The sequence below is a fragment of the Streptomyces pseudovenezuelae genome, from assembly GCF_029892565.1.
In the GTDB taxonomy this organism is placed as follows: Bacteria; Actinomycetota; Actinomycetes; order Streptomycetales; family Streptomycetaceae; genus Streptomyces; species Streptomyces pseudovenezuelae_A.
The window spans coordinates 929,474-945,451 of the sequence record NZ_JARXVH010000001.1 but is presented as its reverse complement, the minus strand read 5'-3'; the positions used below and the strand labels follow the sequence as shown (position 1 = coordinate 945,451).

Genomic DNA, 15,978 nt, shown 5'->3' with positions numbered 1-15,978 from the left:
ATGAGACGTGCGTACGCCATCCTGCTCGCCCTGGTCTGCGCCCTCGCCGCCGCCCTGGTGACGGCGGGCCCGGCCCAGGCCGCCGCCCAGACCGTCACCAACGGCACCCGGTTCACCGACACTTCGGGCAACGTCGTGCACGCCCACGGCGGCGGGGTCATCAAGGTCGGCTCCTCCTACTACTGGTTCGGCGAGGACCGCAACGCCGACAACACCTTCAAGTACGTGGACGCGTACCGCTCCACCGACCTGAAGACCTGGGAGTTCCGGGGCCACGTCCTCACCCAGTCCAGCGCCTCCGAACTGGGCACCGCCTACATCGAGCGGCCCAAGGTCATCTACAACGCGTCCACCGGCAAGTTCGTGATGTGGATGCACAAGGAGAACGGCGTCGACTACAGCGAGGCCCGCGCGGCCGTCGCCGTCTCCTCGACCGTGGACGGCAGTTACACCTACCAGGGCAGCTTCCAGCCGCTCGGCCAGTACATGTCCCGGGACATCACCACCTACGTCGACACCGACGGCACGGCGTACATGGTCTCCGCCGCCAACGAGAACTACGACCTGCACATCTACAAGCTCAACTCCGCCTACACCGGCATCGACAGCCGGGTCGCCAACCCCTGGGCGGGCGGCCACCGCGAGGCCCCCGCACTGTTCAAGCGGGGCAGCGTCTATTTCATGCTGACCTCGGGCGCGACCGGCTGGAGCGCCAACCAGCAGCAGTACGCCACCGCCACCAGTCTCGCCGGCCCCTGGACGTCCTGGACCAACGTCGGCGACTCCACGGCGTACAACTCGCAGACCGCCTACGTCCTGCCCGTGACCGGCAGTTCGGGCACCTCGTACCTCTACATGGGCGACCGCTGGGGCAACTCCTTCGGCGGCACCGTCAACGACTCCCGCTACGTGTGGCTGCCGTTGTCCTTCCCGACCTCCACCACGATGTCCATGTCCTGGTACCCGGAGGTCACCGTCGACACCACCGCCGGGACGATCGGCGGGACCAGCGCCACCTACAACACCCTGGTCGCGCGACACAGTTCCAAGTGCGCGGACGTGGCGGACCAGTCCCTGTGGCAGGGCGTCGCGATCAGCCAGTACACCTGCAACAGCGGCGCCAACCAGAAGTGGTGGTTCAAGGACCTGGGTACTGGCTACTACCAACTCATGGGCCGGGGCAGCTCGTTGTGCCTCCAGGAGAACGCCACGAACGTCACCCAGGAGAACTGCACCGGCGCCACCGCCCAGCAGTGGAGCCTGACCACGTCGGGCGGCTACGTCCTGGTCAAGGCCCGCGCCAGCGGTGAGTGCCTGGACGTGAACGGTGCGTCCACCGCCAACTCCGCCGCGATCATCACGTACACGTGCAGCGGAGGGACCAACCAGCAGTGGACGCGCGGTAGTTGACAGCCGGGTTACCGGACCGGATTCCAGCCGTCCGTGCCCGCCAGGTACTTCTGGGCCGTGTAGCTCGCGGCCTGGGAGTCGGTGAGCTGCGGGCGGTTGGAGTTCACCGTGGCGCCCGCGCCCGTGTTCCTGTACTCGAAGAAGCGGGCGTTCTTCCAGGAGTAGCCGCTCATGTCCGTCCAGGGTCCCGCGACCTTCACGGCGGCGGGCAACGAGGTCTCCCGGATCACCAGCTGGCCCACCGCGTCCGCCGACGGATGACAAGGGCGGCCCAGGTAGTACGTGTTGGCCGCCGCCGAGCTGGTCACCGAGCTGCCGGTGACGAGGATGCCGTACGTCTTGGCGGAGCTGGTGTTGGGCGCCGACAGGAAGCCGTTGAGACCGCCCGCCGCGGCGCCCGAGTTGCGCAGCTGGATGGTGACCCGGTCGTAGACGGCGGTGGCGTTGCCGAAGACGAAGTCCACGTCGCCCGAGACGAACGACGAGTAGAAGTACTGCCGGTACTGGCCGGTCGACGACGGCGACCAGTTGAGGACGGTGTCCTGGCGGCTGATGAACCGGTCGTTGGTGAACGTCTGCCGGTCGCCCTGCGCGGTGATCGCGACGGCCTGCGTGTCCGTGACGTCGGGATGGGCCGTCTTGTCGAAGGTGTTCTGGACGGTGATCCCGGTGACGGTGAGGCCGCTCGCCGAGAGGGTCGCGACCGAACTGCCCAGCGTCCCGTACTTGTTGCCGCCGGAGTCGGTGTAACCGGCGGCCCGGTCATAGGTGATGACGACGTCCTCGGCGTTGCCGGTGGCGCCCTTGATGGTCAACCCTGTCCTGCTCACAGGCACGTTGACGATCTCGGTGTACGTGCCCTTCGCGACGGAGATCGTGTCGCCGGCGGCGGCCGCGTTCACGGCGGCCTGCACGGTCGTGTAGCGGCCCGAACCGTCCTTGGCGACGGTGATGACGGTGGCGGCCCGCGCCTGGGTCGCCAGCGACACCGCGACCAGCCCGAGGGCGGCCGCGGTACCGGTCGCCACGGCGGCGGCTCGACGCCGCGCGGGGGAGCGGCGGTGCGTGTTCGGATCGGTCATGCCTTCAAGTCGCCGCTCCCCGCCCGGACGTTGCCGCCTTTACGTGAGCAGATCGATCGCGTCGATCGACGTGCCCGCGCTCAGGAACGACGTCGACCCCGAGCCGCTCGCCACGTAGATCTTGAGCGTGTTGTACGCGCCGGTGTCCGTCAGCCAGGCGGACGCCGGCACGCTGTAGGTGAACGTGTGGTTGTTGCCCCGGTAGGAGCCCACGGTCAGCGACCGGGTGCTCGGCTGGCTGGGCGGCGAGGGGACGGCGGAGGTCCAGGTGTCGTTGACGACGACCTGCGGCCGGCCGTTGGCGTAGGCCGTCGTCACGCCGATCCGCAGGGTGTGCGCGGCGGCGGCCTGGGCGGCCGTCAGCTTGAAGTACACGACGATGCCGCTGTTGACGTCCTTCCAGAGGTAGCAGGGGAACGCAGAGGTCTCGGTGCCGCTGCCGACGACGACATTGCCGGTCCAGGACGCGGCCCGGACGTCGGACGGATGCGCGTACGTCATCAGGGCCGCGTTCTTGAAGCCGCCCGGTGTGCCGTCCCAGTCGTTGATCCGCCAGATCGCGCTCGCGTTGGACGGGTCGTTGGAGGACGGGATCGCGATGGTGTTCAGGGTGGTCGTGCCCCCGGCCGTGACCGTCACCGACCCCGTGTAGACGGCGAGTTCACCCTTGAAGACGGTCAACGTGTACGTCCCCGGCAGGACTCCGCCGATGGCGAAGTAGCCGTCCGAGGAGCGGGCCGAAGCCCAGTACTGCGCGGTGGAGTTGGCGAGCCCGACCGTGTACGCGTACGCCGTGTTCCGGCCGCTGATCCCGACGCCCGCGACCCGGCCCCGGCCGCTCGCGGCGACATAGCCGGAGATGCCGAGCGAATCGGCCCAGGAGGTGGTGAGGTTGGCGTGGTACAGCGCGGAGGAGGGTGCTCCGCCGTCCGTGAAGGCGATGACGTACGGGCCCTGGAGGCCGAAGCGTTGGGCCTCCGTCTGGTTCTCGCCGTAGTACAGGATCTCGTACAATCCGCCGCCGCCGGAGCTCTGGTGGCGCAGCAGGGAGCGGTAGAACGGGCCGCCGGAGGCCTTCTCGTGGTTGGAGCGGACGACGTAGAGCCCCACGCTGCCGGTGCTCCAGCCGATGTAGTCGTAGTCGGCGACGCGCAGTTTCGAGTAGTGCTTGGAGCGGGTCTGGCCGTCGGACTTCTCGAAGACGTCCGAGGCCTCGATGGTGGTCGGCGCGTAAGTGTACGAATCCGGCTCGTCGTTGAGGAACAGGCCGGCCTTGACGCGCACGATGTAGCGGGTCGCGCTGACCGAGGTGTCGGCCTTGTTGGTCCACAGATAGACGTTGTTCTCGCCGCTGCGGGCCGCGTAGTAGTGCTTCAGCGTCCCGTGCGTGACGGAGATCAGGATCGTCGTACCGGACTGCGCGAGCGTCACCGTGGAGGCGCCGAGGCCGGACTCGATGTGCGAGTTCATGCCGCCGTAGCCCTGGTACTCGGTGCCCTTGTAGACCAGCGAGGTCAGGTCGCCGTTGGTCTTGCTGACCTTGAACACGAGGCTCGCGCCGGTGTCGACGACGTAGTTCGAACCGTCGTCGCTCCAGCCGAAGCTCGCGGCCGACGCGGACCCGGCGAGCGGACCGGCGAGCGCGGCGGTGCCGGCGGCGGCCGCGCTGCCGAGCACGAAGGTGCGGCGGCCGACGGCTCTGTTCACGAGGTCGGACATGGGGGTGCCTCCTTCGGAAGCGGTGGGGGTGCGGGTGTCAGGCAGAGTGACACTTGAATCGATTACGCGAAAGGGCTTTCTCAGCCTGGAGGTAGGCAGTTCGGTGAAATTGGTCGAGGGGCTAGAAAGCGCTTGTCGATAGCGGTACGGTCCCAGCCGCCAGGCATGTCGACCTGTTCGAGGAGCCGTGAATGAGACGTTTCAATCTCGCCGTTCTGGCGGCGCTGATCCTCGGCACCACCCTGACCGGCGCACCGGCCCAAGCCCAGGCGGGGGCCCCGGCCCAGGCTCACCGGGGCGGCGGCCCCCGCCCCCTGGGCATCGAGAACTGCACCGCCACCGCCTGCCACTTCGACGTCCCGCCCGGCACGTACGACGTGCGGGTGCTGCTCGGCGGCGCGGCCGGGTCGAGCACGAGCGTCAGCGGCGAGACCCGGCGCTCCCTGCTCCCCGAGACGGCGGTCGCGGCGGGCGGGCGCGCGGCCCGGAGCTTCACCGTGAACGTCCGCACCCCGGAAGGCGAACCGACCGGCCCCGACGGCACGCCCGGCCTAGACCTCGTCCTCGGCGGCACGGCCCCGGCCCTCGCCGACATCCGCGTCACCCCGGCCCGGCAGGCCCGGCAGATCCTCCTGGTCGGCGACTCCACCGTCTGCGACCAGCCCGGCGACCCCTACGACGGCTGGGGCCAACAACTGCCCCGGTACCTGCGCGCGGGCCTGTCCGTGGCCAACTACGCGGACTCCGGCGAGAGTACGGTTACGTACCTGGGGAACCCGCAACTGTGGGGAACCGTCCGGCCGTTGATCCGCCCCGGCGACCTCGTCCTGATCCAACTCGCCCACAACGACAAGACGACCGACGAGGCGACCTACCGTGCCAACTTGGAGACACTGGTGGCGGGCGTACGGGAGAAGGGTGGACGGCCGGTGCTGGTGACCCCCATCGTGCGGCGCTGGTTCAATGCGGACGGCACCCTGAACAATGACACCGCGCTTCTGGTCAACGGGCTCGGCGTGGACCATCCTGCCGTCATCCGCGCGATAGCGGACGAACAGGACGTTCCGCTGATCGATCTGACGGAGAAGACGAAGACTCTGGTGGAATCCCTCGGCGTGGAGGGCTCCAAAGCGATCTACTTGTACAACGAGAAGAGAGACAACACCCACACCTCCGTGCACGGCGCCTCCGTGTACGCGGGCCTGGTGCGCGACGAACTCGTCGCACGGCATCTGGTGCCCGCGGCCCTGGTGCGGGTGGGATGAAACCCTGGGGCGTCCCGACCGGAACCGGGGCGCCCCAGGCCTCAACAGTGAGAGCCGACGCAGCAGAGAGTGCCGACGCAGCGGAGAGGGTCGATGCGGGAGAGTGGGCCGATGTCGCAGGGGGAGCCGGTGCAGTTGCCCGCCGAAGAGCGCGACCTCAGCCCGCGCACCGGCTTCACCCGGGCCCACTGGGAGGCCGCCGCCGACGCCCTGCTCGCCGCGGTCGAGCCCTACGCGGTCCAGGGCGGCGCGCTCTACGACCTGCCCGGCGACCGCGTCAGCGGATCCGGCCGGCTCTCCGACGGCCTGGAGGGCTACGCCCGTACGCTGCTGCTGGCGGCCTTCCGCCGGGACGAGACCGCTCTGCAGCGCTACGCCGACGGACTCGCGGCCGGCGTGGCCGGTGTCTGGCCCCGCATCGAGGACCGCAGTCAGCCCCTGGTCGAGGCGGCGTCCATCGCCCTCGCCCTGCGCCTGACCCGCCCCCTGCTGTGGGACCGGCTCGACGACGGCGTACGACAGCGCGCGGCGGCCTGGCTCGGCGACGCCCTGACCGCCGAACCCTGGCCCTGCAACTGGGAGTTGTTCCCGGTCACCGTCGGCGGCTTCCTCCAGGAGATCGGCTACGAGACCGACGAGTCCCGCAAGGCGATCGACCGCGGCCTGGAACGCATCGAGGACTGGTACGTCGGCGACGGCTGGTACACCGACGGCGACGGCCGCAAGTTCGACTACTACAACGGCTGGGCGATGCACCTCTACCCGGTCCTGCACGCGTGGCTGGCCGACGACCCCCGCCTGCTCGCCCTGTACGGCGACCGACTCTCCCGCCATCTCGCCGACTACGCCCACCTGTTCGGCGGCGACGGCGCCCCCATGCACCAGGGCCGCTCCCTCACCTACCGCTTCGCGACGACGGCCCCCCTGTGGCTGGGCGCGCTGGTCGGCCGTACGCCGTTGCCGCCGGGGGAGACGCGGCGGCTGGCGTCGGGCGCGCTGAAGTACTTCCTGGAGCGGGGCGCGGTCGACGACCGTGGTCTGCTGACCCTGGGCTGGCACGGCCCCAACTCGGCCATCCTGCAAGGCTATTCGGGCCCGGCCTCCCCGTACTGGGCCAGCAAGGGCTTCCTCGGCCTGCTCCTCCCCGCGGACCATCCGGTCTGGACGGCCCCGGAGGAACCGTCCCCGACCGAGCGCGCCGACTCCCTCACGGCGATCGCCCCCGCCAACTGGCTCCTCCAGACGACGAGTTCGGACGGCGTGGTACGCCTGCACAACCACGGCAGCGAGGACGTCCGTTACGACCCGTACTACACGCGGCTCGCGTACTCGACGGTTACGGAGCCGTCTTCGGCGTACGACAACAGCGTGATCGTGGGCGAGGATCCGAGCCGTACGGAGATCGAACCGCTCGGCGTGGGCGACGGCTGGGTGGCGTCCCGGCATGTGGCGGGTGCGGGAGCTCGGGTGACCAGTGTGGTGCTGGCTCGGGGGGCCGTGGAGGTGCGGGTGTATGTGGTCTCCGGGGCCGAGGCAGGGACGGCGATCCGGGTCACCGGTTGGGCGGCCGAGCGGGACGGTGTACGGGCCGAACTCCGGCCCGCCGTCGGGCTGTCCGACGCCCTGACCGGGGTGACCGGGGAGGGGGAGACGCTGTTCGTCGCGCTGGCGCGGCTGACCGGGGAGGCGGATCCCGGGCCGTTGGACGAGGCCGTGAGCGTGCGGGTGGACGGGGCCGGGGAGTTGGCGGTGCGCTGGGCGGACGGGCCTGACGTGCGGGTTCGGATGGACGGAACCGGGGCCGAGATCGTCGTCGTATAGCCGCGTCGTGCACGATGAGGCCCTATGACCACGAGGAGAGACGAGCTCACGGAGTTGCTGCGGCGTGCCGGGCTGGAGGGCACGGGTGATCGGCGCGCCGAGGAGGTGCTGCCGCCCTGGGTCGCCTGGCGTCCGGTCGTCGCGCTGGAGACCGAGCCGACGGTGACCGTCCAGGGGAGCGCGGCCGATGAGGTGAACGCGCAGTGGCATCGGCTGGCCGCCGAGCGAGGGATCCTCGCCGGGGACGGGGTCTTCCTCATCGATGTCGCCGGTGACTGGACGGGCCGGCGGCGAGAGTGGACACGGGTCCGGCTCGGTGCCGAGTGGGATCTCGCCGGGGTACTGGGGCAGGAGTTCGTCACGGCCTCGGTGGACGGGGGCGCGGTGGTCGGCGTCACCTCTGAGGAGGGCGCGGTGTGGCTCGTCGTCGTGGACCGGATCAGGGAGCGGCGGGAGGAGGCGGCGCGGGTGGCCGTCCGGGAGACGCCGGAGGAGCGGGCGGCCGCCTGGGCCGCGTTGATGCGGGGCCCTGGTCCGGGTGAGCCCCTGAGAGGGCCGTGGGCCGACGGGATCGTCGTGAATTTCGCGACGCCGGACGACGTGTCGGTCGGCCTGCTGGGCCAGTCGCGCTACGTGCTCTTCCGTCCCCTGCCGCCGGAGGTGGCGGACGCGGCGTTCGCCCACCCGGACTGGCACGTCCGGTCGATGGCGGCCGAGATGCAGCGGGACGTCACGCCCGAGCAGTGGGCCCGGCTGATCCTCGGTGAGCAGGACGCCCGACGCCGTCGAGGTCTCGTCATGATCGCCGTGGACCGCCGTGCCGAGCTGCCCGAGGACGTCGTCAGGCAACTTGCCGCCGATCCCGTCGCCCTGGTCCGCGCGGAGGTCGCCCAATTGCCGGGCCCGCCCGTCGACTTGGCGATCGAGCTGACCCGCGACCCCGAACCCGCCGTACGCGCCGCCGCCTGCCGGGTGGCCTGGCCACGTCTCGACCTCCCCGGACGCGAGGGCCTCCTCGCCGACCCGGAGCGCGAGGTGCGCCGGTCGGCCCGGTCCGAGCACCACAGGGAACACCCCGTGACCCTGGCGGTCTTCGAGACCGGGGACCTCGACCACAAGCTGCTGGGCAGTCGTCCGCTGGCTCCCGACCTCGCCGAGCACCTGGCCCGGCAGGAGGACGCGACGATCCGCCGTACCCTCGCCCACCACGCGCAGCTGCCCCCGGACCTGGTCGCGTTCCTCGCCGAGGACCCCGACCCGGGCGTCCGGTTCGCGGTGTCCACCCGCGCCGACCTCTCCGAGGAGCAACGGGCGGGTATCCGTATCGAGTTCGAGCCGGGCACCCACTACGGCGACCTGAAGTGGGTCAGGGCGCTGCACGACGATGCCGACGCGATGCGCCGCCTGGCCCTCTCCGCCCACCCGCTCGTCCGCCGGAGCGTCGCCCGGGCCCGCCATCTGCCGCCCGACGTCGTCGAGTTGCTCGCCCGCGACGAGGACCGCGTCGTACGCCTCTTCCTCGCCGAGTCCTGCGACGACGCGCCCGCGGACATGCTGCTGGAGGTCTGGCAGTGGTGGACCGGCAGCCTCTCCTGCCCCGACCGCCCGCACGGCCACCCCAACTTCCCCCGCACCGACCTCCTGCGCTACGCCGACGACCCGAATCCGCGCCTGCGCCAACTGGCCCTGGACGACCCGGAGTCGACGCCCGAGCTGGTGGAACGCCTCAGCCGCGACCCCAGCGCGGAGGTCCGCCGCCGAGCCGTGGCCGACCCGCGGCTGACGGCCGTCTCCGCGGTACGGCTCCTCGACGATCCGGACGACTCCGTCCGGCACGAGGCGATCAGTCATCCGCACCTCCCGGCCCACGTCCTGACCGGCCTGCTGCGGGACCCCGACACGGCACGGGCGGCAGCCGAACATCCGGCGCTGCCCGTCGAGGTGCTCCGCTGGATGTCCGAGCGGCTGCACGAGGAGGTTCCGTCGGTCACGGCGTGAGACGGGCGATCCGCCGGGTCGCCGAGGCGGTGAGTCCGGCGCCGACGGGCCTGCGGGCCGCCCGGACCCGGCGGTGGGTGGAGCTGGGTCCTGCGGAGGCCATGCCCCCTCGTCGCCCCCGATGATCGAAAGGTTGCCGCAGACGTTGCCCGGATCCGCCGGCACGGCCGAGAATCCCTCCCATGACCTCCGCCATCCGCCATGTGACGATCGACTGCGCCGACGCCTACGCGGTCGCCCATTTCTGGTCCCGGGTCCTGGACCTGCCCCTGGCCGAGGAGGACCGGCCCGGGGACGAGGAGGCGCTCATCGAGCGCGCGGGCCTGCTCTTCGTCACCGTCCCGGAGGCCAAGACCGGCAAGAACCGTCTGCATTTCGACCTCCAGCCCGGCGACCGCACCCGCGACGAGGAGGTTCGGCGCCTCGTCGGTCTCGGCGCCACCGTCCTCGACGACCAGCGCACGGGGGACGGGGCGGGGTGGGTCGTCATGGGTGACCCGGAGGGCAACGAGTTCTGCGTGGAGCGGAGTGCGGCGGAGCGGGAGCGGTGAGGGAGCGACCTGACTCACAGCGTTCCGTAGGGCCACCCTGGTAGAGTTGGGACTTTCTTGGGTATCAAACCCTTTGGACTCATCACCGGCGAGGGACCGAGGAACCATGGACATGGAGATCCCCGGCGACAGGCGCCTCGCGGCGGCCGTCGTGATGGACGACGACAACCGGGTGCTGCTCGTGCGCCGGAGTGAGAACGAGCGGTTCCTGCCCCGGGTGTGGGGTGTTCCGTGCGGGAAGCTGGAGCCGGGGGAGAGTCCCGAGGCCGGTGTGCTGCGTGAGCTGAAGGAAGAGACGGGACTGCGCGGCGAGATCGTCGCCAGGATCGGTGAGTCGTCCTTCGTCAGCGAGTACCGCGGCCACGAGGTCAAGAACTGGCAGCAGAACTTCCGGGTGCGGTTGCTGTCCGACCCCGACGAGATCAAGCTCCCCGAGGCCGATCAGGACAGCAAGTGGCTCAGCCTTGAGCGGCTGACCGAGGTCGACATCGACGACTACAACCTCGACGTCGTCCGCCAGGCCTTCTCGTACTGACCCACTGATCACGTTCGCTCACGTAGTCCGCAGCAGCTCGGCCAGCCCCCGCAGCGCCCCCACATACTCCTCCGCGTCCAGCGGCACCTTCGGCACCGCCCCCGGATGCGGTCCCGCCGCCGTGAACACGTCGGTGTGCTCGCGGCGTTCGCTGCCCGTCTCCAGGAACAGCGTCACCGTCGGGCCGTCCGTCTCGCACCAGGCGCGGTGCAGGGTATGGGCAGGCAGGGCGTAGGAACTGCCCGCCGCGTACTGGCCCACGTGGGTCAGCCGCAGTCGTGCCGGGCCGGTCGGCTCCAGGAGCCAGTCCGCCGAACCCTGGTCCAGGGACTCCTCGTAGCGGGCGGCGGCGATACCGTCCCCGTCGCCGCGCTCGACCTCGTACAACTCCATGGCGAGCCGGCCGAGGACGATGTACGAGGCAAGCGGTGAGCGGTGGTTGTGGATGTCCTCCTCGCCGACCGCGCCCGTTCCCCGGTGCCACAGGTGGGCGCGCAGCATGTGGCGCGGTCCGCCGTCGATCAGCAGCAGCTTGTCGAAGCCGAGGACGTGGCGGTACGACAGCCGGGCGCACCACTCGGGATCGCCCTCGCCGCAGGCGAGTTCGGCGATCAGCTCCAACAGCCGTTCTCTGGTGCCCAGTTCGGCGACGACCGAGCGGGCCGCGTCGGCCAGCCGGCGTTCCGGCAGCTCCCTGTCCAGCGTCTCGGTCAGTAATCGCCGTGCCGCCAGAACCTGCCGACCGCCCATGCACTCCTCCTCAACGACCGCCCCCGTGCGCCGAGTTCGGTCAACTGGTCTCTTCCTGCCGATATACCCATACGGCATGTGCGCGCAGCGCCGATAGCCCCTGGTAGGTCATCCACATCGGATGACGCAGTTCGCTGTTCTCGATCCGCCCCCAGGACCAGATGCCGTCGGTCTGCGCGGCCCACACCGTGGCGGCGGCCCGCTCCAGCAGGGCCCGCCACTCCGTTTCGAGGCCGTCCTGCTCGGCGACCTCCCTGGCCCCCGGGGTCATCAGCGCGCGCAGGGTCCAGGACGCGGTGAAGTGCCGTACGTTCAGGACCTCGTGGCGCGAGGGGTCGTCCGGGCGGGGCCGGCGCACCTCCTCGCGCAGGTTCCGTAGATCCTGGGCCGGGTCCGGGCAGGCCAGCAGCCAGCGGACGCCGTCCTCCCGGGCGGCCTTCGAGGCGGCGCCCTCGCCGAGGATCCGGGCGGTCCGGTCCAGGGCGACCACGGCCTGCGCGGTGTGCAGCGCGGAGGGCAGTCCGTACGGCGGCTCCAGCCGGTAGCTCCAGCAGCGCAGGTGGTCGCGGCGCGGGTCGCTGACGGCGCTGTCGACGAGGGCCTCGCGCAGCCGGGGGATGACGTCGGAGTGGGGTGCGGCGCGCAGCAGTCCGCGCAGGACGGTCGTCACGACGTGGGTCGACTCCCGTCCGGCGCGGTCGAGTTCGTGGGTGAAGCCGGCCGTGCACCGGCCGACCTCCGCCGCGACCCGTTCGCTGGACGCCCCCGCGCGGGCCAGCACACCGAGTACGAGTGCCGTGATCTCGGGGCGGGGCTCGGTCCCTTGGGAGCGTGCCGACCAGCCGCCGCCGGGCAGCCGCAGCCGCCACAGGGTGTCCACCAGGTCGCCGGTGCTCAGCCGTCCGTCGGGCACGCCGAGGTCGAGCATGATGTGCAGGCCGTAGGAGGTGCCGAGTGCGGTGGGGCGGGACGGGGCGCTCTCGCCGAGAGAGTGCGACCAGCCGGTGAGCAGGCCGCGGGCCGGGTCGTCGACGACGGACACCTGGGTGACGAGGGCGTGGTGGGCGGCGGCGAGGATCTGGGGGAGCGGGCCGGGTGTGCTGGGTGCCGGGGCCACGGGGGCCGGGGTGTTGGCGTCGGCCCGGCCGACCGCCGCGCGGGCCCGGACCAGGGCCGCCGCCAGCCAGGCGGACGCGGCCGTGCCGATACCGCTGACCCCGGCGATCAGGTACTTGGCCGCCTCCCCGCCGAGCGAGTCGGGCAGCAGACCGAACAGGAACTGGAACACGACGTACCCGGCGGTCGCACAGCCGAGACTGCCCAGCCAGCCCACGAAGCGCGCGGCCTCACTTGAGCCGCCCGGCTCCGGAGCGGTGCTGTCGTCGGATCTCAAGGGACCGCGTCCCAGCTGCTGTTGAGACAAGGCGCGCTCCCTCCCCCGGGGCGGCACGTGACCATCGCGAAGATTCCAGTCTAAGTGGTCCACGAGACACCTGTGGCACCGACCGGAACCACCACTTCTACGTGGGCGGGTTCAGTGGTCGTCCTTCTCCCTCGGCCAGTTCTCCAGTGCGATGTGCAACGCCGACACGGCCTTGTCCCACGACCTCCGCACATCGCGCGGGGCGCCGAAGCCGCCGGTGGCCTCCAGGGCGCTGTAGCCGTGGAAGGTGGCGCGCAACAGGCGGACGGCGTCGGTGAGGTCGGGTTCTTCGAGGCCGTAGGAGCGGAGCATGCCGTAGGTGATCTCGGCGGTGCGGCGGAAGGCGGGGGTGTCGGCGATGAGGGCCTGGTCGATCCGCAATTGGGTGGCGGCGTAACGGCCCGGCCGCTCAAGGGCGTACTCCCGGTAGGCGTCGGCGAAGGCGGCCAGCGCGTCCTTGCCGGCCCGACCGGCCACGGCCGCGGCGATACGGTCGATCAGCTCGCCGCCGGCCAGGAGGGCGACGCGGGTGCGCAGATCCTGGGCGTTCCTGACATGGACGTACAGGCTCGCGTCCTTCACGCCGAAGTGTCGTGCCAGTGCGGACAGGGTGACGTTCTCGAAGCCGACCTCGTCGGCGAGGTCGGCCGCCGCCGCGACGACACGCTCGGTGGTGAGCCCGGCTCGGGCCATGCGTCACTCCCTGTGAACCTAGGATGCCTAGGCCGGAGCCTACTGTGTCCAGGCCATATCGCCCGGAACGAGAGATAGTTGAGGGAAAAGGTAAGAGAGAGGTGAGACGCCGTGCGGGGGACGTCCGGCGATCATCCTTCGGTTGTCCGCAATTCATCTCCTCCCTCAATTCTCCTCACGCGACGTGGTCGCGTCGCGGAAGGCAGCCGCAGCAGGCAGCGGCATCGGGAGGGTTCCATGGGGCACGGGCACACACACGGACCGCACCATCACGGTCATGACCACGGGCACTCGCACGACGGGGCGACGGCTCCGCTGCCCGCCGCGTTCGACACCTCCGTGCCCGACGAGGCCCTGTCCCCCGAGCAGTCCTCGCGCCGCTCGATGCTGCGCCGCGCCGGCCTCCTCGGCGCGGGCCTGGCCGCCGGTGGCGTGCTGGCCGGCGCAGCAGGTGCGGCACCCGCCCACGCCTCCTCCGCCTCGGGCGGCCGTCGCAAGAACGGCTTCCTGTGGCTGGCCGGCGACCACCACATCCACACGCAGTACAGCAGCGACGGCAAGTACCGCGTCGTCGACCAGGTCCGCCAGGGTGCCCGGCACGGCCTGGACTGGATGGTCATCACCGACCACGGCAGCGTGGCGCACGCCAAGATCGGCGTGGACAAGGTGAATCCGGACATCCTCGCCGCGCGTGACGCCTACGACGACACCCTCGTCTTCCAGGGCCTGGAGTGGAACATCCCGGGCGCCGAGCACGGCACGGTGTTCGTGCACCCAGGCAAGAACGAGGTGTCCGTCCTCAAGCAGTTCGAGAACGACTACGACGGCAGCGTCAAGAACGCCTCCGGCTCCTCGCCCGCCAACGAGGCCCTCGCCGTCGCGGGGCTCGCCTTCCTCGGTGACCAGGTCAAGCGGCGCAAGGTCAAGGACGCGCTGATGCTCGCCAACCACCCGGCCCGGCGCGGTGTCGACTCCCCGCACGAGATCCGCGCCTGGCGCGACGCGACCTCCCGGGACCACCAGATAGCCGTCGGCTTCGAGGGCGCGCCCGGCCACCAGGCCGCCGGTCTGCCCGCGCCGCTCGGTATGGGCCGGGCCCGCGGCATCTACGACAACAACCCCAGCGTCGACTCCTTCGCGGGCTACCCGCTGGAGAGCTACCGCACCTGGGGTGGCTTCGACTGGATGACCGCCACCGTCGGCGGCCTCTGGGACAGCCTGCTCGCCGAGGGCCGGGCCTGGTGGATCACCGCCAACTCCGACTCCCACCAGGTCTACGCCGACACCGCCGCGCGCGGCACCGGCGGCAACTTCGACACCGACGGCCGCCACCCGGACCCGATCTACAACGGCCAGATCGACATCACCCAGGGCGACTTCTGGCCCGGCCACTACAGCCGCACGCACGTCGGCGCCGACGGTTTCTCGTACGCCGCCGTCATGGACGGCATCCGGGCCGGCCGTGTCTGGGTCGACCACGGCCAGCTGATCAGCGGCCTCGACGCGCGGCTGTCGGGCGGTGGCCGCTGGTCCACGCTGGGCGGGGCGCTGCACGTCCGCAAGGGCACCCGCGTCACCCTCACCGTGGACGTGGCTCTGGCCGGCGGCCCCAACTGGGCGGGATTCCAGCCGAAGTTGGCCCGCGTCGACGTCATCCAGGGCGATGTGACCGGCCCGGTCGCGGACAAGGACACCTTCACCGCGCCGACGGCCAAGGTCGTCAAGACGTACGAGGTGAACAAGTCCACCGGCACCGTCCGGCTCACCTATGACCTCGGCCGCGTCGACACCCCGCGGTACGTGCGGCTGCGCGGCAGCGACGGCAACCGGTCCGCCCCCGGCGCGCTGGGCGCGGCGGTCGACCCGGCCGGTCCGGCGATCGACGTCGTCGGCTCCGCCGACCCGTGGGCCGACCTGTGGTTCTACTCCAACCCCGTGTGGGTCCTGCCCTCGTGACCCGGCACACCCTCACGGTGGACGCCGGCCTGCGCGACCTCCCCGCCGCCGACCACCTGCTCCACACGCTGGCCGCCGAACTCGCCCTCCCGGAGGGCGTGTTCGGCTGCACGCACCTGATCCGCGACGACCGCCCACGCGTCGCCGTCTCCCTGACCCTGCCGTCCGAGCCGCTCCTGCGCACCGCCCTGGAGCGGCTCGCGGGGGCGGCCCACGAGGTGACCCCGGGCACCCCGGACGACCTGGGCCGCGCGGTCCTGTTCCCCGGCGCCGCGTCCCTCACCGGCACGATGACGATCGCGGAGCTGCTCTCCGGCTCCGCGATCGACCGGGTCACGGTCCTGGGCACACCCGCCCAACCCGCCCCGGACACCCGCCTGGTGACGCGGAATCACGTACGCCCGCAGTGGACGCCGTCCGGGGAACTCGTCCTCACCGCGATGCCGGCGGCGGGGGACACGCTTGTCCCGTTCGAGGTGCCGGATCCGACGCCGTGCTGCGCTGATCACTGACGGTCCGGTCACGGGCTCGGCAGGTGCTGTTCGCGTCGAAGACGGTGAGCGGGGGAGGCCGGATGGGCGCGAGCGATGTGCCGCAGGGCTCGCGCTGTGCGGTGGGGGACGACACACGGGGCGGAGCCGGATCGGTGAGTCGCCAAGTGGCGGTGGGTTTTGGACCGGGAGCCACGGCCGAGACCTGACGTCGAGTCAAGACGCCTCGTTGTCGGGCCTGTTGCCGCCGCCGACACTCGCGGAATGGGCAGCAAATGCGGTGC

13 protein-coding genes are annotated in these 15,978 nt (G+C 71.1%); 8 read left to right on the top strand and 5 right to left on the bottom strand.

The features are described from left to right. Positions 1–1,410 (top strand): RICIN domain-containing protein, encoded by a 1,410-nt coding sequence (locus tag M2283_RS04180; RefSeq protein ID WP_280874565.1) that lies wholly within the window; start codon positions 1–3, stop codon positions 1,408–1,410. Positions 1,411–1,418: 8 nt separating this feature from the next. On the opposite strand, the gene M2283_RS04175 is transcribed toward M2283_RS04180, so the two are convergent. Both M2283_RS04175 and M2283_RS04170 read right to left on the bottom strand, forming a co-directional pair. Continuing rightward, a complete protein-coding gene (locus M2283_RS04175; protein WP_280874564.1) occupies positions 1,419–2,492 on the bottom strand; it encodes a pectinesterase family protein in 1,074 nt (357 codons plus the stop codon). Positions 2,493–2,531: 39 nt separating this feature from the next. After that, the gene (locus tag M2283_RS04170) at positions 2,532–4,211 is read right to left on the bottom strand and encodes a rhamnogalacturonan lyase B N-terminal domain-containing protein (RefSeq protein ID WP_280874563.1); all 1,680 of its coding nucleotides are present in this window, start codon (positions 4,209–4,211) and stop codon (positions 2,532–2,534) included. Positions 4,212–4,402: 191 nt separating this feature from the next. Between M2283_RS04170 and M2283_RS04165 the strand changes: the two genes are divergently transcribed. The 5 genes from M2283_RS04165 (at position 4,403) to M2283_RS04145 (ending at position 10,381) form a co-directional block, all read left to right on the top strand. Continuing rightward, positions 4,403–5,476, top strand: coding sequence for a rhamnogalacturonan acetylesterase (locus M2283_RS04165; RefSeq protein ID WP_280874562.1), 1,074 nt, complete (start codon positions 4,403–4,405; stop codon positions 5,474–5,476). 111 nt (positions 5,477–5,587) lie between these two features. Then, positions 5,588–7,297 (top strand): DUF2264 domain-containing protein, encoded by a 1,710-nt coding sequence (locus M2283_RS04160; protein WP_432423018.1) that lies wholly within the window; start codon positions 5,588–5,590, stop codon positions 7,295–7,297. A 24-nt stretch (positions 7,298–7,321) separates the two neighbouring features. Then, positions 7,322–9,295: a PE-PGRS family protein gene (locus tag M2283_RS04155; RefSeq protein ID WP_280874561.1), complete on the top strand. Its 1,974-nt coding sequence runs from the start codon at positions 7,322–7,324 to the stop codon at positions 9,293–9,295. Between the two features lie 182 nt (positions 9,296–9,477). Further along, positions 9,478–9,846, top strand: a complete 369-nt coding sequence (locus tag M2283_RS04150) for a VOC family protein (protein ID WP_280874560.1) — start codon at positions 9,478–9,480, stop codon at positions 9,844–9,846. 106 nt (positions 9,847–9,952) lie between these two features. Further along, positions 9,953–10,381 carry an NUDIX hydrolase gene (locus M2283_RS04145; protein WP_280874559.1) on the top strand — a complete coding sequence of 143 codons (429 nt, stop codon included), beginning with the start codon at positions 9,953–9,955 and terminating at the stop codon, positions 10,379–10,381. A gap of 18 nt (positions 10,382–10,399) precedes the next feature. Here M2283_RS04145 and M2283_RS04140 read toward each other — a convergent pair whose 3' ends face one another. The 3 genes from M2283_RS04140 to M2283_RS04130 form a co-directional block, all read right to left on the bottom strand. After that, a complete protein-coding gene (locus M2283_RS04140) occupies positions 10,400–11,131 on the bottom strand; it encodes a hypothetical protein (protein WP_280874558.1) in 732 nt (243 codons plus the stop codon). A gap of 40 nt (positions 11,132–11,171) precedes the next feature. Then, entirely contained in the window at positions 11,172–12,524 is a 1,353-nt protein-coding gene (locus M2283_RS04135; protein ID WP_280874557.1) for a hypothetical protein, read from the bottom strand. A 141-nt stretch (positions 12,525–12,665) separates the two neighbouring features. Further along, positions 12,666–13,247, bottom strand: coding sequence for a TetR-like C-terminal domain-containing protein (locus tag M2283_RS04130; RefSeq protein ID WP_280874556.1), 582 nt, complete (start codon positions 13,245–13,247; stop codon positions 12,666–12,668). A 237-nt stretch (positions 13,248–13,484) separates the two neighbouring features. On the opposite strand from M2283_RS04130, the gene M2283_RS04125 reads away from it, so the two are divergent. Both M2283_RS04125 and M2283_RS04120 read left to right on the top strand, forming a co-directional pair. Further along, on the top strand, positions 13,485–15,203 hold the full coding sequence (locus M2283_RS04125; RefSeq protein WP_280874555.1) for a PHP domain-containing protein: 1,719 nt from the start codon (positions 13,485–13,487) through the stop codon (positions 15,201–15,203). Continuing rightward, complete coding sequence (locus M2283_RS04120) at positions 15,200–15,715, top strand: hypothetical protein (protein WP_280874554.1); 516 nt, start codon at positions 15,200–15,202, stop codon at positions 15,713–15,715. Before M2283_RS04125 ends, M2283_RS04120 begins: the two co-directional genes overlap by 4 nt. Positions 15,716–15,978 lie beyond the last annotated feature (263 nt).